General features: G+C 44.3%; 20 protein-coding genes and 1 pseudogene. 10 read left to right on the top strand and 11 right to left on the bottom strand.

Annotation, left to right across the window (positions count from 1 at the left end; genetic code table 11):
* Window positions 1-85 precede the first annotated feature (85 nt).
* Both frp and HFV01_RS14340 read right to left on the bottom strand, forming a co-directional pair.
* A complete protein-coding gene (frp, locus tag HFV01_RS14345) occupies window positions 86-406 on the bottom strand; it encodes a fluorescence recovery protein (RefSeq protein WP_006625884.1) in 321 nt (106 codons plus the stop codon).
* A 380-nt stretch (window positions 407-786) separates the two neighbouring features.
* Window positions 787-1746 carry an orange carotenoid-binding protein gene (locus HFV01_RS14340; protein WP_006625883.1) on the bottom strand — a complete coding sequence of 320 codons (960 nt, stop codon included), beginning with the start codon at window positions 1744-1746 and terminating at the stop codon, window positions 787-789.
* Window positions 1747-1945: 199 nt separating this feature from the next.
* Here HFV01_RS14340 and HFV01_RS14335 point away from each other — a divergent pair, with 199 nt between their 5' ends.
* Window positions 1946-2872: a CYTH domain-containing protein gene (locus HFV01_RS14335; RefSeq protein ID WP_006669761.1), complete on the top strand. Its 927-nt coding sequence runs from the start codon at window positions 1946-1948 to the stop codon at window positions 2870-2872.
* A 43-nt stretch (window positions 2873-2915) separates the two neighbouring features.
* Here HFV01_RS14335 and HFV01_RS14330 read toward each other — a convergent pair whose 3' ends face one another.
* Window positions 2916-3803, bottom strand: coding sequence for a prephenate/arogenate dehydrogenase (locus tag HFV01_RS14330; protein WP_006625881.1), 888 nt, complete (start codon window positions 3801-3803; stop codon window positions 2916-2918).
* A gap of 234 nt (window positions 3804-4037) precedes the next feature.
* On the opposite strand from HFV01_RS14330, the gene HFV01_RS14325 reads away from it, so the two are divergent.
* The 4 genes from HFV01_RS14325 (at window position 4038) to HFV01_RS14310 (ending at window position 9921) form a co-directional block, all read left to right on the top strand.
* A complete protein-coding gene (locus HFV01_RS14325; protein WP_006625879.1) occupies window positions 4038-5597 on the top strand; it encodes a pentapeptide repeat-containing protein in 1560 nt (519 codons plus the stop codon).
* Between the two features lie 80 nt (window positions 5598-5677).
* Window positions 5678-7231 (top strand): pentapeptide repeat-containing protein, encoded by a 1554-nt coding sequence (locus HFV01_RS14320; RefSeq protein WP_006625878.1) that lies wholly within the window; start codon window positions 5678-5680, stop codon window positions 7229-7231.
* A gap of 161 nt (window positions 7232-7392) precedes the next feature.
* Window positions 7393-8958 (top strand): helicase C-terminal domain-containing protein, encoded by a 1566-nt coding sequence (locus HFV01_RS14315; protein WP_193521226.1) that lies wholly within the window; start codon window positions 7393-7395, stop codon window positions 8956-8958.
* A 114-nt stretch (window positions 8959-9072) separates the two neighbouring features.
* Window positions 9073-9921 (top strand): amino acid ABC transporter substrate-binding protein, encoded by an 849-nt coding sequence (locus tag HFV01_RS14310; protein ID WP_006625876.1) that lies wholly within the window; start codon window positions 9073-9075, stop codon window positions 9919-9921.
* 149 nt (window positions 9922-10070) lie between these two features.
* Here HFV01_RS14310 and HFV01_RS14305 read toward each other — a convergent pair.
* Window positions 10071-11240, bottom strand: a pseudogene (locus HFV01_RS14305) (RNA-guided endonuclease InsQ/TnpB family protein).
* A gap of 63 nt (window positions 11241-11303) precedes the next feature.
* Here HFV01_RS14305 and tnpA point away from each other — a divergent pair.
* Entirely contained in the window at window positions 11304-11741 is a 438-nt protein-coding gene (gene tnpA, locus HFV01_RS14300; protein ID WP_006669757.1) for an IS200/IS605 family transposase, read from the top strand.
* A gap of 35 nt (window positions 11742-11776) precedes the next feature.
* Here tnpA and HFV01_RS14295 read toward each other — a convergent pair whose 3' ends face one another.
* Window positions 11777-11980: a hypothetical protein gene (locus HFV01_RS14295; RefSeq protein ID WP_006625873.1), complete on the bottom strand. Its 204-nt coding sequence runs from the start codon at window positions 11978-11980 to the stop codon at window positions 11777-11779.
* Window positions 11981-12181: 201 nt separating this feature from the next.
* Here HFV01_RS14295 and HFV01_RS14290 point away from each other — a divergent pair, with 201 nt between their 5' ends.
* The 3 genes from HFV01_RS14290 to HFV01_RS14280 all read left to right on the top strand — a co-directional run bounded on the left by HFV01_RS14290 (window position 12182) and on the right by HFV01_RS14280 (window position 15678).
* The gene (locus HFV01_RS14290; protein ID WP_193521225.1) at window positions 12182-12952 is read left to right on the top strand and encodes a pentapeptide repeat-containing protein; all 771 of its coding nucleotides are present in this window, start codon (window positions 12182-12184) and stop codon (window positions 12950-12952) included.
* Window positions 12953-13017: 65 nt separating this feature from the next.
* A complete protein-coding gene (locus tag HFV01_RS14285) occupies window positions 13018-14763 on the top strand; it encodes a hypothetical protein (RefSeq protein WP_193521224.1) in 1746 nt (581 codons plus the stop codon).
* Window positions 14764-15009: 246 nt separating this feature from the next.
* The gene (locus tag HFV01_RS14280; protein ID WP_006625870.1) at window positions 15010-15678 is read left to right on the top strand and encodes a response regulator transcription factor; all 669 of its coding nucleotides are present in this window, start codon (window positions 15010-15012) and stop codon (window positions 15676-15678) included.
* Here the strand turns inward: HFV01_RS14280 and HFV01_RS14275 are convergent.
* The 6 genes from HFV01_RS14275 to HFV01_RS14250 all read right to left on the bottom strand — a co-directional run bounded on the left by HFV01_RS14275 (window position 15671) and on the right by HFV01_RS14250 (window position 21402).
* Entirely contained in the window at window positions 15671-16153 is a 483-nt protein-coding gene (locus HFV01_RS14275; RefSeq protein ID WP_006669755.1) for a low molecular weight protein-tyrosine-phosphatase, read from the bottom strand. The two genes, HFV01_RS14280 and HFV01_RS14275, sit on opposite strands and share 8 nt — an antisense overlap.
* A 51-nt stretch (window positions 16154-16204) precedes the next feature.
* On the bottom strand, window positions 16205-16921 hold the full coding sequence (locus tag HFV01_RS14270) for a Uma2 family endonuclease (RefSeq protein WP_052584706.1): 717 nt from the start codon (window positions 16919-16921) through the stop codon (window positions 16205-16207).
* 109 nt (window positions 16922-17030) lie between these two features.
* Window positions 17031-17768, bottom strand: a complete 738-nt coding sequence (locus HFV01_RS14265) for a Uma2 family endonuclease (protein ID WP_193521223.1) — start codon at window positions 17766-17768, stop codon at window positions 17031-17033.
* A 114-nt stretch (window positions 17769-17882) separates the two neighbouring features.
* Window positions 17883-18662, bottom strand: coding sequence for a Uma2 family endonuclease (locus HFV01_RS14260; RefSeq protein WP_193521222.1), 780 nt, complete (start codon window positions 18660-18662; stop codon window positions 17883-17885).
* A gap of 189 nt (window positions 18663-18851) precedes the next feature.
* Window positions 18852-20534 (bottom strand): M23 family metallopeptidase, encoded by a 1683-nt coding sequence (locus HFV01_RS14255; protein WP_108614921.1) that lies wholly within the window; start codon window positions 20532-20534, stop codon window positions 18852-18854.
* A 145-nt stretch (window positions 20535-20679) separates the two neighbouring features.
* Window positions 20680-21402 (bottom strand): biotin--[acetyl-CoA-carboxylase] ligase, encoded by a 723-nt coding sequence (locus HFV01_RS14250; RefSeq protein WP_193521221.1) that lies wholly within the window; start codon window positions 21400-21402, stop codon window positions 20680-20682.
* Window positions 21403-21488: 86 nt separating this feature from the next.
* On the opposite strand from HFV01_RS14250, the gene pgeF reads away from it, so the two are divergent.
* Complete coding sequence (gene pgeF, locus HFV01_RS14245) at window positions 21489-22286, top strand: peptidoglycan editing factor PgeF (protein ID WP_006625860.1); 798 nt, start codon at window positions 21489-21491, stop codon at window positions 22284-22286.
* The last annotated feature ends 124 nt before the right edge of the window (window positions 22287-22410 follow it).

The following is a 22410-nucleotide window of genomic DNA, read 5'->3' as shown; positions in this document are numbered from 1 at the left end:
TTATTACTGGGGGCGGGTTCAGTAATCAGTTTTGATTCTCAACAGTCCAACTACTCAACCCGCCCTTATTCAATAGGTGCGAGAATTAGAGCCTAGTCAAAGCCGAGATTTTCGCTAATTTATCTTGACCCAAAACCTGTAATTCTTCCAGGCTTAACCATCCCTGTTTAACTAATGTGGCTAACACAAACACACTGGCAGCATCTCGATAGTCATACTTACCATCAATATCGTGTCTTCTGGCACTCAAAAAATCATGCAATTTCCACACCTCGTCAATTTCTGTCAGATTAAACGCTTTTTGTTTAACCTCATCAATCAGAATCTTAACCTCCCGCTCATAAGCCTTGTGTAAGGCATCTACAGCCGCGTTTTTATCCTGTTCAGACCAATTAATTTCACTCACTTATCATTACCTAATTGAGCATTACCACAGCCGATATTTGCTCGATATTTAGTGCGCGAGTACCGTATGAATATATCTAGGCAATAAATAGGTGCTATCAATCATCATATAGCCATCAGAAATCTTCGATAAATCATTATGAACTTTATCTCCTGTGGTTGTAATTTGATCTGAACCGCTGGTAGTTCACAAATCATTTCATAATGCTATATTAAACACGGTCTTCTTTCTCCTATTAACCTCAAGTAACTTTTTACTGCCCGTAACACTACAATCATCGCCACATTCAATCGATGGGGAATCGACTTTATCCCCAGCAGAAAAGGGAGCGCTTTTGTTGAGAAAACGCTCGCCTATATAATTTCTAGGTGAACTCCATTCTAGCGCACCAAGTTCAACAACTCTTTGGGAGATGCTAACAAATCGATCGCCACAAAGAAAACCTTATTTTCTGGGTTCAGCAAGAAGCGCCAAGCAATATTCATCCCCACATTACCACCAAACCAGGGAGTTTGCACTTTACCAGTAACCTTAATCTGAGTATAGCCATCTTCCGTCGGTTCAGAAACACCTCGTTCTGGGATTAACTTCAAGTTCTGGCATTCTTCCCGGAAAAACCGCAGCACATTATCGCGACCAACAATTGGTTTTTGGAAAGGAGGTTGTAACGCTCCATCTTCTGCAAACAGACTAATTAAGTTATCAAAATCGTTAGCATTCAAGTTGTCCATGTATTGCAGGACTGTGGAATTGGTCACACCTTCGATTTGAACTTTAGTCCGTTGGGACATCTCTTGAGGAGGTACAACAGGTTCTGCTACCCGTTGATAGCTGCCTAATTTGCTGGTATCGAACCCCATATCAACAACACAATTACGCAGCACCGTGATTTGTTGACCTGGATCAATACCTTGAATCGTCACTAGGATAGCGTTGGCGTTAGCTGAGAGTTTGTAGCCTTCGGGAATGGGCGCAACAAGTCCTTGATCCATGAAACGCCCTAGTTCATACCAGAAACCCAGCTTGATATTAGGAGACCAACTAGCATAGGTACGACAAATGGGAGTATCTGTCCGGTTCGCCAGGTCACACATAGCTTGGGTTTGCTGTAGGGGAGTCATCTGCCGAATTTCCTCTAGGGTTTTTTCAGCAAACTGCATATTCGCCGCCCCGGGAGCCGCAATGGTGATGGTTTTACCCATTTCCAGATACGCAAACCAAATGAGAGCCAGTTGATCTTCGGCACTAAGCTGCTTGAACCGAGCGATCGTCGCCGGAACTACGTCAGCCGCTAGGGTTTCTGGAAAAATGCTACGAGCCGAGTCAATGGTGAATGGCATTATGTGTACCTCTACTTCAATTTCTGTTAAAGCAACTTTACCATACTTAACAAAAATTTACAAGTTTAGGTATCTCAGAATGCAGAATTTTTTTTTATACCACCGATTAGTCAGGGGAGGGCTTAACTTTTCACTCTTGACCCGGATAGCGCGATACAATAGGCGCACAGCTTGGTAAATTGGGCAAATTGACTAAAATATGGCAGTTGAGATCGAACGTAAATTTTTAGTGCGCGGGGACCAGTGGCGATCGCTTTCTGTGGGAGTGGTTTACCGTCAGGGCTATATCACCACCACCCCAGAAAAAACCGTCCGAGTCCGCATCGCCGGAAATCAGGGCTATTTGACCATTAAGGGCGCTTCTGAGGGCTATCAGCGCGCCGAGTTTGAATATCTGATTCCCATTGAGGATGCCGAACAGATGTTATCTAGTTTATGCGTTGGCCCTCTCATTGAAAAGAAACGCTATAAAATTCCCATCGGTGATCTGATCTGGGAAGTTGACGAATTTTTCGGGGATAATCAGGGGTTAATTTTAGCCGAAGTGGAATTAAACAGCCCGGAGCAGGCTGTGGAGTTACCAGAGTGGATCGGGGAAGAAGTTAGTCACGATTACCGATATTATAACGCTAATTTAACCAAGTTTCCCTATACTCAGTGGGCATATCAAGTGAGGACAACAATCATGGAATTTCAGACCCAAGTTCAACGAGAATGTTATGAACAGGTCGCTATCTGGATGGAGGAGATGTTCACTCAGTATCCTTGGGAAAAATTAGACGATCCTGGCTTTGGTTTATTTCTGGGTTCCGCGTGGGTGGAAGTGCGAATTTACCCCTGGCACGAAGATGCTGTCATTGAAACGCGATCGCTCGTAGTTCAAGGGGCAGAAATTACCCCGGAATTGATGCAATTTTTATTATTGAAAAATTCTCAAATGCGCTTTGGTGGTTTTGCGATCGATGACCATGATAATATTTGCCTTAGCCATACCATAGTCGGTTCAACCTGTGACCCCGGAGAATTAGAGTCCTCAGTTTTATCTGTCTTAGAAACAGCCGACGATTTTGATGATCAAATCATCCAGAAGTGGGGCGGTAAACGGGCTTTAGACATTGTACCATAATCGTTTTGCTACCCCACATCAAACTAGGGCATTATCCCGAATCTTAACAATTAAACCGCGATCGCCCTTGTTGAGTTGCCGTTAAATACTGTTCTAAAGTCTCCCAGTCTTCCTGTTGAATGGCGAGTGTAATTTTATCTAAACTTTCGCGATAATTAGACAAAGACTTTAACACAGCTTCCCGATTATACTTAGCCATCATCACCCCTAACTCTGGGTTCCCACCACCCACCCGGCTGGTGTCTCGAAACCCAGAACTTGCTAGTTGATAAGCCAGATCCAGGATATCCTGATTTTCCTCAGTAGCCGTCGCAGCAATGAGACTAGCGCTAACCATGACCGGGAGATGAGAGATCCAAGCTACCGCCCGATCATGGTCCATGGGGGAACATTGATAAACCCTCGCGCCTAGTAAATTAGCGATCGCCACCACTACCTCCGTCGCTTCTGGGGGGGTGGTTTCCGTGGGAGTAATTACATAGGGTCGCCCTACAAATAACTTTAACTGTGCCGCATCAATACCACTATAAGCTGTTCCCGCCATGGGATGTCCTCCCACAAAGTTCCGCCTTATAGGAGATATAATATCAACAATAGGAGTTTTTACCGAACCTACATCTGTTAAAATGGCGTGAGGATTCAGGTGTTCCAATAGTTGTTCAACCGTAGAAGCGATCGCCCCTATTGGGGTACAAATAAACACAATATCCGCCCTAGCCATTAAGGACAAACTACAAGAGGCTTCATCAACCGCCCCCATAGCGATCGCCCTTTCACAGGTAGACTGGCGGCGAGAAACCCCCAACACCCGCCCCCCCTGTAGCACTGATTCTCCCAGAGGTTCAGTTAATCCCTCCCTCTCCAACAAAGAACGCAAATCCAAGCCTAGGGAACCGCCAATCAAACCCAATCCGACAATACCAATGTTCATTAAATATTATTAAGTGCGATCGCTGCCCTGAGTTTACCAGTGAGAAAAACTGGCAGCCCCAATGCACAACCAAATAACTTTAAATTAATTCCCAATCAAGCAAACTTTTGGCAAATTGTCAACCCAAAACCCCATAGAGATTTATGACACCAGCTCAACGAATTGACATATCCCCCCCAAATTTTGATAGAATAACAGTTTAATTTGCCGACATTAAACTGGAGCGAAAAAGGCATGGATGCCGAAGAACTGCTGCTAGAATACCAATCCGGGAACCGTGATTTTAGTGCCATTCTGCTATGTGAAGCCAATCTGAGCCGGGTCAATCTTAGTCAGGCTAATTTTACCGAAGCCGTTTTGAGCGTTACCAACTTTAGCGGAGCCAACCTAACAGGCGTTAACCTAACTCGAGCCAAACTGAACGTTTCCAAACTTAGCGGCGCTATTCTCCAGGGAGCCAACCTCAATGAAGCAGTTCTCAACGTCGCCAACCTGATCAGAGCCGATCTCAGTCAAGCCAACCTCGTCGATGCGTCCTTAATTCGCGCCGAACTAATGCGAGCCGAACTCAGCGAAGCCATAGTCAATGGGGCGAATTTAACCGAAGCAGATTTAAGAGAAGCCACCCTCAGACACGCCGACCTCCAACAAACCAATTTATCCGGCGCTAACCTATCAGAAGCCTGTTTAATTCTCAGTAACCTAGAAAGATCCAACCTAACCCGTGCTGATCTTACACGAGCCGATCTCAGGGGGGTTAATCTCCGTAACGCTGAACTGCGACAAGCTGAACTAAATGGCGCAGATCTTCGTGGTGCTAACCTGAGTGGCGCAAATCTCCGCTGGGCGAATTTAAGTGGTGCTAACCTGAGTGGCGCCAACTTAGAAGCCACCCAATTAAGTGGCGCAAGTTTACGCGGTGCTAATCTTAGTGGCGCAAGTTTACTCAATTGTAGCGCCATTCATGCTGATTTAACCCAAGCTAATTTGATAGACTGTGACTGGACAGATGCTAACCTGCGAGGTTCCGCATTGACAGGAACTAAACTTTATGGATTGTCCAGATTTAGTTTAATTGCAGATGAGATCACCTGCGATTGGATTGATCTGAGTCCTAACGGTGATGGTAGCAAAATACAGCGTTTTAGTTCCCAACAAGCTCATCAATTTTTTAACGTTGAATCTCCCACCGTTCAAATCCGTATTAATGCCCCCCTAGACCCAGATACCCACTGCATTTTAGCTTCCATATATCGGCAAATTATCCAACACTATCCCTTTATCAAATCTCCCCCTAGCATTGATATAGGTTCGCGCCGAACCCTCTTATCGTTTAGAATAGATGATGAGGAACAGCTATTTCTGACAGCTTATGTAGTGATTCTACCCTTTGCAGATGTCGCCAAAACCAGAGAGTGTATTCTGGAATCATTGCGGATGCTCACCTTGGAAAATAGTTCTCAAATGGGAGTCAGATTATCTAACCAAGTGATTCAGTTTGGCATCGATATAATTAAAAAAATCAGCCGTTTAGAAGACCATTTGTTATCCGAAAAGTTACAGGAAGAAATTGACGGCAATCATCCATTTTTTCACCATCCTACTCAAACCATTTTAAGTAACTTAGTCGGGGAATATTTAGCTATTCATAGCCATCCCGAATTTGGGAGGAAGTTTAGTCATATTCCTGGGTTGATGGATTTATCCAAAATCACACCCGAAAAATATCGGCAAATGGCAATGGCAACACCAGATATTTTCACCAGTTTTGTAGCCAGTTTTGATTCCCCATAATTATGTCATCAAAAATCCTCTAGCTCCCTCGTTAATTGCTCTCTTAATCATTTTAACATCAACAGTGAATTTTCCACAGAATGACAGATACTAACAACCATCAAAATTCTGAGAGTGACGTTCTTAAAGTTTATGAAATTGTCAAAAAATATCGAGATGGAGAACGAGATTTTGAGGACATCAATTTAAACGAAATCAATTTGAGTCGAATTAACCTAGCCGGAGCTAATTTAAGTGGTGCATCCTTGAGTGTAGCTAATTTAAGCGCCTCGGATTTAAGGGAAGTGAATTTGAGTCGTGCTAATCTGAATGTAGCTCGATTAAGTAATGCTAATCTCACCAAAGCTATTTTAAATCAAGCCACCATTAATGTAGCTAATTTAGCAAGAGTAGATTTGACGGAAGCACAGTTAATTAACTCCCTATTAATTCGAGCTGAATTAATTAGAGCGAAACTCACTAAAGCTAACTTCACCCAAGCCAACTTAAATGGGGCGGATCTGCGTGAAACCAAACTTCAGCAGACTAACTTTAATGGTGCTAATTTAAGTGGTGCGAACCTGCGAGGCGCTTCTGGAGCTTTGACTAAATTTACCAAAACCGACCTACGAGGAGCGGATTTAGTTAAAGTTAATTTACCTAAAGCTGATTTTAGTAATGCGGAATTAAGACAAGCAAATCTGACCTATGCTAACTTGAGTAATGCTGATTTTAGTGGTGCAAATATGCGCTGGATTGACCTACAAGGCGCTGACCTCAGTGGTGCTAATTTGACAGAGGCTAACCTCAGTGGCGCTAATTTATCCGGTGCTAATTTAAGCAGCGCGGTGTTAGTAAAGGCTAGTTTAGTTCACGCTGACTTGAGCCAAGCTAACTTAATTCGAGCCAATTGGAGTGGCGCAGACTTGTCGGGAGCCACATTAACTGGCGCTAAACTTTATCAAGTTTCTAGGTTTAATCTAAAAGCTGATGAGATTACCTGTGAATGGGTGGATTTGAGTGCTAATGGTGATCATAGTCAGGTTTATCATTTTGATCGGGAAAGTCTCCGAAAGTTTTTTAATCAAACTCGACCTATAGTTGAGATTCTGGTTAATTCCTCCTTAGATCAAGATGCGAATATGGCTTTAGCCAACATTTACCACAAAATTGCTCAAGAGTTTCCCGTCATGGAACGTCCCCCCAGCCTAGAAGTAGGCGATCGCACTACCAAAATCACATTTATTGCTAACCAAGAACAAGAACTATTTGCTATTGGCTGTCTGGCTATTTTACCCTTTGATGATGCTCCCCAAACCCAGAAAAATATCGTGAATTTACTGCGTCAGATTCAAGATTCCGGGCTGACCAAAGAACGGCGATCGCAATTGTTAAGCGCTATGAGTAAAGTCATTGCCAAAGTTAATGAGATGAAAAAAATAGCCCGCACCATTCGCTCAGAATTCAATCCGCCATTTTTTAGTAAACCGACCCGCACGCAATTAACCAATGGCGGCCAGAAAATGATTATGGTTCATGAAAACTCGCAAATCAGCAAACTCAATCCCTCTCCTAATAGTGGTTCCGATGCCAATTCCACCCCTAATTTTGACCAAGTAATGGCTTTTATTAACAGTTTCAATGATATGCCCTAACAGTAGCATCAAATCTCCAGGTTAACCATTAATCATTCATGGGTCCGGGTTCGATGCTGTGGGTTGGTCGGTGTTCTGCTCACTACAAGCTAAACTAGAAGTCGATGGGCTGAAGTTGAGAACCTCTGGCACCATTACTAAATATTTGGCTTGATAACCCTGTGATTGAAGTAGAAGCACATAATCTGGTTCGTCGTTTGGTGCAGTCCGTTGGTGACATGGACTGGCCACACTATTTGACAATGACAAGATTAGTGGCGCGCGCCTTGCGTTTGGGACGTAGTGCATTAATTCAAACCGGGGTGATGCCAAAAGTCCTCGATCATCCCTATCGGTTTAGTTATCTAATTCCGGTTTTAGTTGGGAAAAAAGCCACTGTCATCGTCGCCTCCGAATCGGTAATTGAGCAACTCTTGACCGTAGAAGTTCCCAAAATTCAGGGTATTACAGATGCAGATGATCAGAAATTACCCCTGATGGCGATTCAAAAAGGCGATCGCTGGCCAAGTCAAGATTTTCAGGGTTTGCTACTAACCACCCCTCAAATATGGTTAGCAGATAGACTAGGCGAAAACCAGCACTTTCCCCCACATATTCCCACCATTATTGATGGTGCCGATGATTTAGAACAGTGGAGTCGCGATCGCCTCACCGTCGCCTTAGAATGGTCAGACTGGACCCTATTAACCCAGAATCGACCAGAATGGCGAGACACCCTCCAGTTAACCCAAGTGCGTCTAATTCGCTCAATTTTCGCGCACCCAGCTAATCTTTATGGTTGTCATCTCCTCGACTCCGAAGAACAGGATATTCTCCAAAATCTGTTTGTGGCTCTTACACAACCCACAGAATCAACTACTACCTCAGCCGAAACCTCTAGTCAAGGCTTAGACTCTCGGTGGCACGAGTTTTACCATCAATGGTTATCTGAAAATCAACTAAAGTGGGTAGAAGTTGACCGCGCGCAGGGTTCATTCAAATTATATTGCAGTCCCCTAGAAGTAGCTTCAGCCTTGAGTCCCATTTGGGAAAAACAACCCGTAGTCTTGATTGGCGGCGCTTTAGACTTGGATAAAAACGCTCCCATTTATCGTCAGAGCATGGGATTAGGGGATTTAACCTGTGTGAAATTTACACCCGATCGCCAAAGCCAATTAATTCAACTTTATCTACCTTCTGGGATACCCATGCCAAATACACCCCAGTTTGAGAAGGCATTAATTGAGCAATTGCGGACCTTACTATGTATGAGTATCAATATTAGTGGTTTGAAAGTTATATTGGTTGAGGATATTCCCCTCAAAGGAAGAGTGGCGGCGGTGTTAGCTTCTGAGTTTGGTTCCCTAGTACAGGTGGAAACCACGGCTATCAGCGAAACAGGGGTTTTAGTTACGGGTTGGCAATTTTGGCGAAACCATCAGCATCAGTTAGTTTCTCCCCATTTGTTAGCGATCGCCACTTTACCCTTACCCTCCCTAGAAAATCCCCTAGTAGCCGGGACGGTCGCCTACTACAAACAGCAGCGCCAGGACTGGTTTCGGCTATATTTACTCCCCGCCGCCTTAAGAGAGTTACAGGGTGCTGTCGCTCCCGTTCGCCACAAACAAGGTATCGTAGCCCTATTAGATAGTCGGGTAACTCGTCGCACCTATGGAAAACAGGTACTAACAGCCCTGAGTCCCCACGTTCAAATCGATTATCTCGACACCACCTGGTTAAATATTTAACTGGCTTGATTGTCCTTGCCAACAGTGCTATGATACCATCAATTTCCTTTCCCCAATTGGGCCAAGTTTTTAACTCGGTTTTTTTGATAATCGCCCACCATTTAAATTAGATCTATGAATCAAAAATTGGCAATTCCCCTACTTAGCTTAATCCTGAGTGTGGGCTTTACTGGATATGCAGCGGCGGAAACTGTTTTAGAACAAATTGAACGAACTGGAGTCCTGCGGGCGGGTGTACGGACTGATGCGGTTCCCTTTAGCTATTTAAACGATAATGGCGAGATCGAGGGATATTCTGTCGATTTGATTAGGTTGATTCATGGTCGCCTTGAAGAGAAGCTAAACCAGCCGATCCGGTTGGAGATGACTACTGTTACCCTACTCGATCGCTTTGAACAAGTCCAAAAGGGAAACCTAGACCTGGTGTGCGAGGCTACTAGCATCACCGCTGAACGGGAAAATGGGGTGGATTTTTCTACTCCCTTTTTTGTAACGGGGATTCAGATGTTAGTCAAAACTGAAAATCGCGATCGCCTTGACCCCACCCAACTATCCGAAACAGACATTTCAACCGTTAGCTTGGAACGGGTTACCATTGGATTTTTAGAATCTACCACCGCTGATAGCGAGTTGCGCCCAGTTTACCCAGAAGCCCAATGGGAAGCCGTCCCTAGCCGCGCTGAAGGTATCCGCCGCTTACAGGCAGGGGAATTACAAGGCATTGTTAGTGATGGTATTCTGTTGCTTGGACAGTTGTGGAAAGATGGGAGCGATCGCCAGAACTTTCAACTGGTTCCCAGCCAACCCCTGACCTTCGAGAATTACGGATGTATCCTACCCATGAACAGCCGGGAGTGGAGCCGAGTAGTTAATTCAACTATTGCCAGCCCAGAAAACACTACCCTTTGGAATCAATGGTTTGATACCAACCAAGGTAGGTTCCCTTATCGTAAATTTGAATAAGTATTGACCGAGAATATGCCGATCAACAAACCGGGAAATCTGGAGGGGGTTTCTCGTGTTTTGGGGAGGCGAAATTAATCGTATATTCTGCCTGCATGAGTTTTGACATCCGCCTATCCGTCCCGGCGTGCGCTAACGGGGCTTTCCATCTATTTCAACAAATCAAAGATTGACAATTGTTGAAATGCTGGACGGGTTGACGCTTCATTGAGATGTGCTTTCTTTACAGAAAGTCTGACCCTCTCTCCACATCCGTTTAAAGTCTCCAAATGCCCTCCGGCGACCTTAATATTAATCGCAGCGTTAACATCTCTATCATGAGATGTGCCACAATTTAAACAAGTCCACTCTCTCATATTTAATTCTTTTTTGCCACCGCGAAAACCGCAGCCAGAACCGGTTTGAGAAGTGGGAATCCATCTATCAATGACACGAAAATCACGCCCGTACATAACAGATTTAACTTCTAGCATTGTTCTCAAACTGCGCCAACCCAAATCTGAAATAGCACGGGATAGTTTTCGGTTTTTCATCATCCCTGAAACCTTTAAATCTTCCAAGACTATCGTTTGGTTTTCACGAATAATCCGAGTTGACAATTTCTGAAGAAAATCGTTTCTGGTATCAGAAATCTTGGCGTAAAGTTTAGCTAATTTCTTTCTAGCAACTTCCCTTCTTTGACTGCCTTTCTGTTTCCTCGACAAATTACGTTGTCATCTTCTTAAACGCTTTAGTTGTTTCTTTAAAGGCTTAGGAGATTTAACTTTCTCACCATTGCTTAATGTGGCAAAATCAGTGATTCCTAAATCAATTCCTACAGAATTTTGGTTTTCCGGTAAGGGTTGAGGATTAAACTCAACAACAAAACTGACAAAATACCTATCAGCACTGTCTTTGATTAAGGTGGCACTAGAAGGTTTTGTGGGTAACTCTCTACTCCATACTACTTTAATATCACCAATTTTAGCGATGTAAATGTAATCGGAATTAAGGTGTTTAAAACCATTATCCATAAATCTAGCGGATTGCTTAGATTTACGCTTTTTAAACTTGGGAGGTTTAACTTTCTTACCTTTTCTTTGTCCTTTACAGGATTTGAAAAAGTTAGAGTAAGCCTGCTCTAAATCTCTTAAAGACTGTTGTAAGGGAATAGAAGAAACTTCTCCCAACCAGATTTTTTCCTCGGTTTTTTTGAGTTCTGTAAGTCTTTGAGAAAGTTCGTTGATATTAGGCTTTTTGTTACCCGCACGGTATTGTTCTTGACAATATGCTAAGGCATCGTTAAATATTACCCGACAGCATCCGAACAATTGAGACATCAATCTCTATTGTTGGTCTGTTGGGTAAATTCGATATCGATATCTTAGCTTCATACTGTAAAAATGTATGAGTCTGCATTAATTATAGCTAGGAGTCTGGTAGATGTCAACCCTTTGACGAAAAGAGCGTCTGTTTCGGATTTAAAGATTCATTTGGTCTGTGTGACTAAGTATCGTCGCCAAATCTTGACAGTGGAGAGCCTGATGTTAATCCTGAAGTATTTTCGAGAAGTGGCTGAAAAAATGAATTTTCAAGTGCTGGAATTTAATGGGGAGTCAGACCATATTCATACCTTAGTTGAATACCCTCCTCAACTCTCTATTTCTGTCATAGTAAATGCTTTAAAAGGATTTGCCAGTCGTAGATATGGGCAAGCCAGATTCCCTAAACTCTACGGAAAAGAATCTTTATGGTCGCCTAGTTATTTTGTATCTTCAAGCGGTGGCGCACCATTAGAGGTTCTGAAGTCTTACATTAAAAACCAAGAAAAGCCGTCGTAGAACGACGGGGTTTTCAACCAAAAATTTTCGATAATTTACTCAACAACGTGGAGTAATCCCCGACGTAGGCGATCGAATACTTCGTTAATGCAGTCGTGTTCTTCATCACTCAGACATTCCTTGGATAGAAGCAAGTACATAAGTTGCTTTTGGTCCTCGCGGGTGATCTTGCGAGAAACAAAAATGCGATCAATTAGAGCATCGAGATTGTTAGATGAGGGTGAGAATTGCGCCAGCATGGGAACTCATATAACGCTATGTAGCTATTATCTTACGTTCTGGGGATTATGGAAGTGATAGAGCGCGTCAGCCATTGTGATTGTGATCAATATTAAACCTGATTGAGATCACAATTGCCGCATATATACCACCCAAGTCATGGGCGGAAAATGGTATAGAATAAAGGTTCATGAACGCTTACTCGCTACCGGAGATCTTCGATGAAATTCCCAATTCTAACGATGATTACCCTGTCGATTGCTATCCTACCAATGGCTCCGGTCCGGGCCAGTAATTTACAGGAGATCCGACAACTCCTATCAACTAAAGAATGTCCAAACTGCAATCTGACTAATGCGGGTTTGGTGTTAGCAGATCTCAGCGGCGCGAACCTCAGCGGGGCTAACCTGACTGGGGCTAACCTGAGTCGTGCTAACCTGACTGGGGCTAATCTGACTGGGGCGAACCTGACTGGGGCGAGTTTATTTGGGGCGAACCTGACTGGGGCGAACCTGACTGGGGCGAACCTGGCGGGGTCGGATTTGCGAGGCGCTTATTTGGCTAATGCGATCGCCCTTGAGGCTAATATTACTGAGGCTCAATTAATTGGAGTGGTGGGACTCCCGACTAATATTGGCAACGCCGAGGATTTCTATCGCCTGGGAGTTAAAGAAGCCTTGGAAGGGAACTATAAAAATGCCATAGACCACTACAACCGCGCCCTGAGTCTCAATCCTAACCTGGCGGCGGCTTATTTTGCTCGCAGTATGGCTTGGGCTGATAGTGGTGATTTAAATAGAGCCATGTCGGATGCTAAACAGGCTCAAGAACTATATAATAGATGGGGGAGCCAGGAAGGGCAGGAAATTACTGCTCAGTTGATTGAAATTATCGAATTTCGTCAAAATCCCCAGGAACTTAGAGCCCGTAATGGCGGGGTTATGGGACTTCTGGAAAGTGCTACTCCCCTACTGTTAAGATTTCTGTTCTAAGAAGCAGAAATAATTGAGTGAAGACTACTGTTGGTTTAATGCGAGTTGTGATGGAGTTGTAGACTATGGGCGATCGCCAAAATCAATCTTTTTGGGATTCCGTAAACCAGAAAGTATCCGGTCTGCCTAAAAATTGGAGTCAACCCGCATCAGGGTTGGGTAAATCCCTGAGCGATCGAGCCACGGAAACAGCTCGAAAAACAGCAACTGAGATAGGGGATTCGATTACTCATCGCGCTTCCGAAGTGGGGAAAGCCGCAATACATACAGCCACCAATTCTGGGGCTTCTGTGGTGAAACGCGCTCAAGGATGGGTGGAAAATATTTATCCAGAAGCCGAGGACGAAATCCCCACTAATCCAGAATATGACTGGAGTACAGATGAGCTTTATCATATTTTTGTCCCGGCTCCAATTGCCACCAATGGGGGGACTCAAATGGTTATGGTAAAAACAGGTAAAAGATATGAAGTGAAAATCCCACCCCATAGCTCAGAAGGTGCTAATCTGCGTCTGAAAGGGTGTGGATTGCAGGGAGAGGATGCCTTTTTAATTTTGCATACTTTACTCAACCAGCCCTCTGATAATATTGACCGTAAAATCAACAACCTGATTGTACAATCTCCCATTCATGACCGCAGTAAAGTTAGATGTTTTCAGGCTTATAATAATCTGCAATCAGGCTCGGCTATCACAGACCCTAATACCCTCAATTTGCTGGATTATTTGTTTCTGTCTTCTCCTGTATATTCCGAGTTAAGTCAGCGCTATCTTATTGCTAGTTATAATTCCCGATTAATGGCTATTGAAAAATCTATTGAGTCAGCCTTAAATGCAGGTCAATTAGAACTAACAGAACAACGAGATATCCGCAGCACTTATCAATATTTGCGTGCCGGGGAGATGGTTACTAATTTAGACAACCTCACTCGTCTGGATGCGATAGTTTTGCATTCCTCCCTCCCTAAGATTATCAAACAATATTATCTGATATCTAGTGCAATGGCTTGGTCAATGACTGTAGATGCCATAATTATTAGTAGTATTAATACCTGCCAGACCATTGCACAGGAAGAACGACCAGATTTTTTATCTGTATTTACCAAGTTTCGTCAGGGAAAAAACATTCAGAATCAGCCCCTATTCAAACGCTTTGAGGCTTGGATAGCACAAGCTGAAATTCCCCAAGTGTGTCAGGTGATTTTTTACCTATGGCGAGAAGGTAGCTTTCAGCTGCACAGTGAATTACCATCAGACCATTGGGAACAGTCCTGGAAAGCGATCGCTACTGCTAAAGCCTATATAAACGAGACCCAACCCCAACAGAGACCTTCAGCCAACTTCCCACCCATTGAAGTTTTACCTGGAACTCTAGCCGAGTCGGCTTATAACAGTGTCTCCCGTGGTGGTTTGGGTCTGTTATCGGGAATGCCAATGCTAGAGGGGATAACTGGATTAATTGGGACAGCAGCCCTGGTGGCGATCGCCCAAGTAGCCTTACTCCCCGCTACCGAAAAAATGGCCTTGGGTATAGGTCATAATAGCGATCGCACCACCACAGCCACAGGTAAAAATTGGCAAGCTGTGGGTTCCTTTGGAGACACACCCAACCCTCGATCTAGTAAATTATCTGGCTTACCCGCCTATAGAGACATGATCACAGAACTCCAAGGCTTACAAGCCATAACTCAGCCGGGGGAGTGGCTGCCGGAAAGAGTGTTATCTTCTCAATTTGATGTGAGACAATTATTTACATATCAGAAAACCCGCCAGCAAACCATCAAAGTCTTGGAAACCCAGATGTATGCCTAATCATACAGCCCCCTGCCATGCCACTGATCAGTACAGGGATAAATACTTATCCCTTAAGCTATCCACTTGTCAACTACATATAATGTTAAAATAAACAATCCCAAATAATCATTTAAGTAGTGGCGATTTGAGGATAGCTACAGCATTTGGTATTAACTTCCTAGTTGGTGAGGTGTTTTTTGTGAGTCAGCCTATCTCTAAAACCCATAGAGAATCTAAATCTCTAGTCTTTTATCTCCAGTTCCTATGCCTTTGACACTTCTAGTCGTTGATGATGATTTGGGAACTCGCCTTTCGATTAGCGATTATCTGGAAATGTCAGGATATATGGTCATTTCTGCCACCAATGGTCAGGAAGCACTCGAATTGGTAGAAAAGCATCAACCACACCTGATAGTAACAGATATTGCCATGCCAGAAATGGATGGTTTTGAGCTAGTCAAGCGAGTTCGTTCCCAACCTGGTTTCCGTTTGTTACCAGTGATTTTTTTAACCGCTCATACCAGTACCGAAGAGCGGATTCGGGGCTATCAACTCGGGTGTGATAATTATCTCCCTAAGCCTTTTGAATTAGATGAGTTAGGTGTAGTGATTAGGGCGCTTTTAGAGCGATCGCAACTCATTGAAGCAGAATGGAGGTCTCGGATTAATGAACCCCTATCAAACCATACCAGTCCCCGTTATAAACGGCATCATTTTCACAGTTTATCAACTACCAACATTCATCTCACCGAACGAGAACAACAGGTTTTGAACCTACTTACAGAAGGATTATCCAACGTCAAAATCGGAAATTCTCTGCATCTGAGTTCTCGCACTGTCGAAAAGTATGTTAGCAGTTTACTCCGCAAAACTGACAGCAGTAACCGCGCTGCACTGGTACGGTTTGCCTTGGAAAATGACCTAATTAATTAACCGATGGTTGATTAACTACAAATTCTAATAAGCCTTCACAGGCATCTAGTAGCAAATCAATCACCTGATTAAAACCTTCCGGGCCACCATAGTAGGGATCGGGAACTTCTTTGAGGGTATGATGGCTACAGAAATCGCACATTAGCTTAACCTTATCACCATATTTTTTCCCTCGATCAAGATACAGAATTTGCTGATAATTGTCCTGATCCATCGCCAAAATTAGATCGAAATTATCAAAATCGGAGGCGGTGAACTGACGAGCAGAACCCTTGAGGACAATGCCTCGTTTTTTCGCAGCCATAGTCATACGAGGATCAGGGGCCGAACCAATATGATAGCCTGATGTCCCCGCCGAATCACAGACAATGCGATCGCTCAAATTAGCCTCTTCGATCAGATGATTCATAATATTCTCGGCTGAAGGCGATCGACAAATATTTCCCAGACAAACAAATAACAATCTATAGGACATAGTTGGAAACACGATTTTTGACTATGGCACTAACGCCATAATTATATAATTTCACATAATTTCATTCGGATCAATTCCCAATTCCTGTAAACGAGCTGCTAGGCGATCGGCTCGTTGTCGTTCCCGTTCCGCTCGTTCTTCACCAGATAACAGTAAATTACCATCACTATCCCACCAACGCAACCAAGGTAATTCCACGTTCTGATATATTCCCGACCAGATACCTAACTCTACTCCCATTTCGGGAATTGGGTAATGATTGCGGTTATTTGGGGTTAGCAACTCATAGAAACTACCCTCTAAACGATACACTTCTACCTGAGATTTTTCCACTTCATAGATGGCATAATACGGCGTTCTTATTACCGTTTCATAAATCCAAAACTTGCCTTTCCAAGCGGTTTTATCTCGTTCTTCTGAACCATCCCCAGATACAAATTCGATGATGATTTGGGGACAGATTAATTCTTGCCACAATACATAAGACCGTCGCAGTTTACCATTGAGGGTCGGGGGAACATTCGCTACATAAAACCAGTCCGGTGCTTCCGCTCCTTTTTGGGGTGGGTCTGTAATGCGCCAGTAAATCCCACTATCTTGACCAATGCAATATTGTCCGTCTGGATGTATTTGATTAAGAACCGGACGAATAGAATCGGTTAATAGGATACTTTGGGGGTGTTCTTGAAAGTTTTTCACAAAGGTTCCGTCTTCACAGGGAAGTTGGGTATGATCCGGTAGAGTCGTTAAAGATTCGGTGGCAGTCATATACAAGAGAACCGATAGTTCTGACTTAACTATAGCATATCTGACAAGGCGATCGCTCCTCTCCTTCTCTTTTCCACTTCTATGACACTAAAGCCCAAATTGGATAATTTCAGATGATTTCATTAGGATCAATTCCCAATTCCTGTAAACGAGCTGCTAGGCGATCGGCTCGTTGTCGTTCCCGTTCCGCTCGTTGTTGTTCCCGTTCCGCTCGTTCTTCACCAGATAACAGTAAATTACCATCACTATCCCACCAACGCAACCAAGGTAATTCCACGTTCTGATATATTCCCGACCAGATACCTAACTCTACTCCCATTTCGGGAATTGGGTAATGATTGCGGTTATTTGGGGTTAGCAACTCATAGAAACTACCCTCTAAACGATACACTTCTACCTGAGATTTTTCCACTTCATAGATGGCATAATACGGCGTTCTTATTACCGTTTCATAAATCCAAAACTTGCCTTTCCAAGCGGTTTTATCTCGTTCTTCTGAACCATCCCCAGATACAAATTCAATGATGATTTGGGGACAGATTAATTCTTGCCACAATACATAAGACCGTCGCAGTTTACCATTAAGAGTAGGGGGAACATTCGCCACATAAAACCAGTCCGGTGCTTCCGCTCCTTTTTGGGGTGGGTCTGTAATGCGCCAGTAAATCCCACTATCTTGACCAATGCAATATTGTCCGTCTGGATGTATTTGATTAAGAACCGGACGAATAGAATCGGTTAATAGGATACTTTGGGGGTGTTCTTGAAAGTTTTTCACAAAGGTTCCGTCTTCACAGGGAAGTTGGGTATGATCCGGTAGAGTCGTTAAAGATTCGGTGGCAGTCATATACAAGAGAACCGATAGTTCTGACTTGACTATAGCATATCTGACAAGGCGATCGCTCCTCTCCTTTCCTTCTCTTCTCTACTTCTATGACACTAAAGCCCAAATTGGATAATTTCAGATGATTTCATTAGGATCAATTCCCAATTCCTGTAAACGAGCTGCTAGGCGATCGGCTCGTTGTCGTTCATGTTCCGCTCGTTGTCGTTCATGTTCCGCTCGTTGTCGTTCATGTTCCGCTCGTTGTTGTTCCCGTTCCGCTCGTTCTTCACCAGATAACAGTAAATTACCATCACTATCCCACCAACGCAACCAAGGTAATTCCACGTTCTGATATATTCCCGACCAGATACCTAACTCTACTCCCATTTCGGGAATTGGGTAATGATTGCGGTTATTTGGGGTTAGCAACTCATAGAAACTACCCTCTAAACGATACACTTCTACCTGAGATTTTTCCACTTCATAGATGGCATAATACGGCGTTCTTATTACCGTTTCATAAATCCAAAACTTGCCTTTCCAAGCGGTTTTATCCCGTTCTTCTGAACCATCCCCAGATACAAATTCAATGATGATTTGGGGACAGATTAATTCTTGCCACAATACATAAGACCGTCGCAGTTTACCATTAAGAGTAGGGGGAACATTCGCCACATAAAACCAGTCCGGTGCTTCCGCTCCTTTTTGGGGTGGGTCTGTAATGCGCCAGTAAATCCCACTATCTTGACCAATGCAATATTGTCCGTCTGGATGTATTTGATTAAGAACCGGACGAATAGAATCGGTTAATAGGATACTTTGGGGGTGTTCTTGAAAGTTTTTCACAAAGGTTCCGTCTTCACAGGGAAGTTGGGTATGATCCGGTAGAGTCGTTAAAGATTCGGTGGCAGTCATATACAAGAGAACCGATAGTTCTGACTTGACTATAGCATATCTGACAAGGCGATCGCTCCTCTCCTTTCCTTCTCTTCTCTACTTCCGGGGATCCACAGATATTTTACCAAGTGAATTAGCAACCAATAAACCCGCCATACTATTGAAGGCGGGTAAATTATCAGTTTTTGGTGGCGCAAAACCTATCGCCTATTGTTGTGCTTTCTCCACGTTTTCTTTAAAGCCAAAGTTGATGGTAGGTGGTTCCAAATTGGGAACAATGATATCCATACCCGGAGGAAGGGGAGGCAGTTGAGGCAAACCAGTTTCCCAGTTCCTCGTTTGGTTAGGTAAGGCAGCAATAAATTCCTCTGCTGGTACTTCAGCCACGCGCAGAGTATTGATTAGTTGAGCGAGGGCAAATTCTATCTGTAATAGTGGATCAATCGCTACCCAGCCTTCATTAGTCAGCTTCCGTAACTCAAAGTGCAGGTGAGGTCCTGTAGACATTCCCGTACTTCCTACCCGTCCAATTACCTCCCCTTGTTGGACAAATTCTCCCGGTTTGACAAACAATTCTGATAGGTGAGCATAAAGGGTTTCTTTCGATTTTTTCTGGTGGTTAAGAACCACGGTTAAACCATATCCCCCTAACCAGTCAGCCAGGGTAACTTCCCCTGAATAAGATGCCACTACAGGAGTTCCGGTATCTGCTCCGAAATCAATACCTGTATGGAAGCTGCCAGTTCCCAAAATTGGGTGTTGTCGCCAACCAAATAATGAAGTAATTGGGGCGGGAATACTGAGGGGGAAAAGCAGGTGAGTATCTGAATTTCCGGGAAGTCTGGGGGGTCGCATGGTGCGCTTATAGTAACTCAAACCTGAATTACTCATCGCACTCATGCTGATGGGTCCCACTTGCACGGGACTTAATCCGGCTACAGGGACCTGATAGGAATAGTCTGGAGAGCCACCATAACTGGCGGCGACGTTTGTAGTTCCCCAGCCTCTGCTGTGGGCTGAGTGAGTTCTTCCTGTTGCTTGTTGACCGAATGAATGGGAAGGCTGACGGTGCTGAGTAACTGTTTTACCTCCCCCGCTGGGATATCCTGTCCCATAAGTAGGCTGACCAGGAATTCCAGCAATAGGTGCGGGTGGCGGAACACACAATCGATCAACAGTTTGACCGACTCCAACCACTGTTTCACAACCTGTCTGGCGCTCGGAAAAGATGACGGTTGAAGGCGCTTCATAACCACCGCCTCCTGTAGCCCCAATACTGTAATCTGTAGGGTCGATAAAGTTATGATCTGGGTTATTAAATGGTGTTCCCTGGGCTGTGGATGCAGATGGGGGAGAAATATTCTCATAAGAGGGTGGCGATGCCGTTTGGTGCTTTTCTGGCAGATAAATCGGCTGTTCTGGTGGGGCGATGTAACCACCTGACCTTTCTATGGGTGGCTCATAATAGGGTTCTGGTTCGTAATAGGGTTCTGGTTCGTAGTAAGGTTCTGGCGCTATATAAGATTCCTGAACTGGCGGCGCGTAATAGGGTTCTGGTTCGTAGTAGGGTTCTGGCGCTATATAAGATTCCTGAACTGGCGGCGCGTAATAGGGTTCTGGTTCGTAGTAGGGTTCTGGCGCTATATAAGATTCCTGAACTGGCGGCGCGTAATAGGGTTCTGGTTCGGGGGTGTAGGTGTTGTAGGATTCTAGGGGTTCGTTATCAAAGGGGATAGAAAATTCTTCATAGGCGATCGCACGATTTACCAATAATCCTACCCCACTCAAACAGCTTAATCCCAACGCCAGGGAGCGCCAGGACAGTCTACTATTATGGGAAATAGGCTGGGTAGATTTTACATTAGATTTAGAGTAACTGGATTCTGTCATTTCCTCACACAACCAGATGATAAATTGGGCAATTGTAGAATTGAGTTGTTTAGGCTTTAACCGAGTTTCATTCTACAGAGCCTGACGTACAATGGGGAAATAATTTCCCAGGGGGATGCTACTGCGTAGTCGCTCCGCGAAAGGGTTAAGAGTCCGATGAGTTCAGAAGAAGCAGTTGCATATAGGATGACATCAGACCCTTACTTCCCCTCTGTGCATAGTGCATTAACCCTAACTCGATACCCCAGATCACAATAGCTGCCAACATTTCTCGTGAGTTTACCCCAGGCGTAGTGGGATGTGCATTGAAAAATTCTTGCAGATTAATGCCAGTGGGGGGTACAGAGTTACTCCAATTCAGACCGACTCCAATCACGGCTTGGCTGATTTTTCCCTTGTGGACTTTAGTTTCTGTTAGGATACCACCCAATTTGCGTTTTGTCAGGAGCAGATCATTAGGCCATTTCAGCCATACGGGAATACCGCGCGAGCGTAAAACTGTAGCAATACCCCAAGCACTACATTGGGTTAACCAGGCTATATAGTTATGCTGTGGGGTAGCAGCATCTGTGATAGTCTGATGGAGGGCGAGGGCATAAGACAAGTACAATCCCCCCAATTCTGACTGCCACTCACGCCCCCATTGTCCCCGTCCCGCTGTTTGTTGGAGAGCGATCACTGTGGTTCTATGAGCGGCTTTACCAGTGTTCAACAACTCCCACAGGGTTTCATTAGTGGAACCAAGCTGATCGAATATGAGGATAGACGGAGAAGCATCAAGGTCAAGGTAGGAGACCGTCGGCGAGCCAACAGCCACGGCGTTTTCTTGTAAAGCCTGTAAAGCACCCAGTATGCGATCGCAATCCATTTAATCAAATATCCCGGTAAGTTAAATCAATAATTGTCGCGCTTTCCCGGTTAAGCTGTTCCCTGAAATCTCTTTTCACTGACACAATGCACATCTGGACTTGGTATCAGTGGCAACAACTGCCCTATTTAACCTGTAGTATCTTAAAAGACTGGCCACATGGTTTTTTTTCGCGACGATTTAGCCCCCGTTCTCCTGTTGATTTAGTGCAGGTTCTGGAACCATCCGCCCAGGTCTACCGTCTCAAACAGGTTCATGGTAACCAGGTTTTCAAAACCACTCAGGTTTCCCCTATACCAAAAACTGAAACCAATAGCGAGGAAATATCCTGGTCGGAAGCTGATGGCTTAATAACCAATAAAGGCTTAGAATCCGTCTGGGTAGCCAGTGCTGACTGTGTTCCTGTGCTTATAGGTGATGTGGTAACCGGGCGAGTAGCTGCCATTCATGCCGGGTGGCGCGGTACATCTACCAGAATTCTACCATTGGCGATCGCTCAATTTCAACAGCAAGGCAGCCAGATTGCTAATTTACGAGTCGCCATGGGTCCAGCTATTTCCGGGGAATGCTATCAAGTCTCACAGGATGTAGCAGTCAAACTAGGCGCTACCCTACAAATGATTGATACAGCCAGCAGTATCTCCGAAATTTTAGAACCCTTATTCCACCTACCAGACCCCCCCCTATTGTCTGACCCGGAACCCGATCGCCTACGGGTCGATATTCGCCGTTTTAACGCTTTGCAACTCGAAGCCGTTGGTTTAGACCCTGAGCAAATAGCTATCTGTTCTGAGTGTACCTACAGCCAGCCTGAGCTATTATTTTCCTCGCGGCGCGATCGGCTGAAATTGGTTCAATGGTCTGGAATAGTTAGTTTTTCCTAATCTTGTTGCATCTGCCAAACCACCCCAGCCACACAATTCCATAGAAGATTGTGCTAAAATCAACCCATCATCTCATCATCTCATCTCTATGAGTTTTGATCGACTCATCACAACCGCAGGGCTG

It is taken from the genome of Limnospira fusiformis SAG 85.79 (assembly GCF_012516315.1).
Lineage (GTDB): Bacteria > Cyanobacteriota > Cyanobacteriia > Cyanobacteriales > Microcoleaceae > Limnospira > Limnospira fusiformis.
This window is presented reverse-complemented; position numbering and strand designations above follow the sequence as displayed.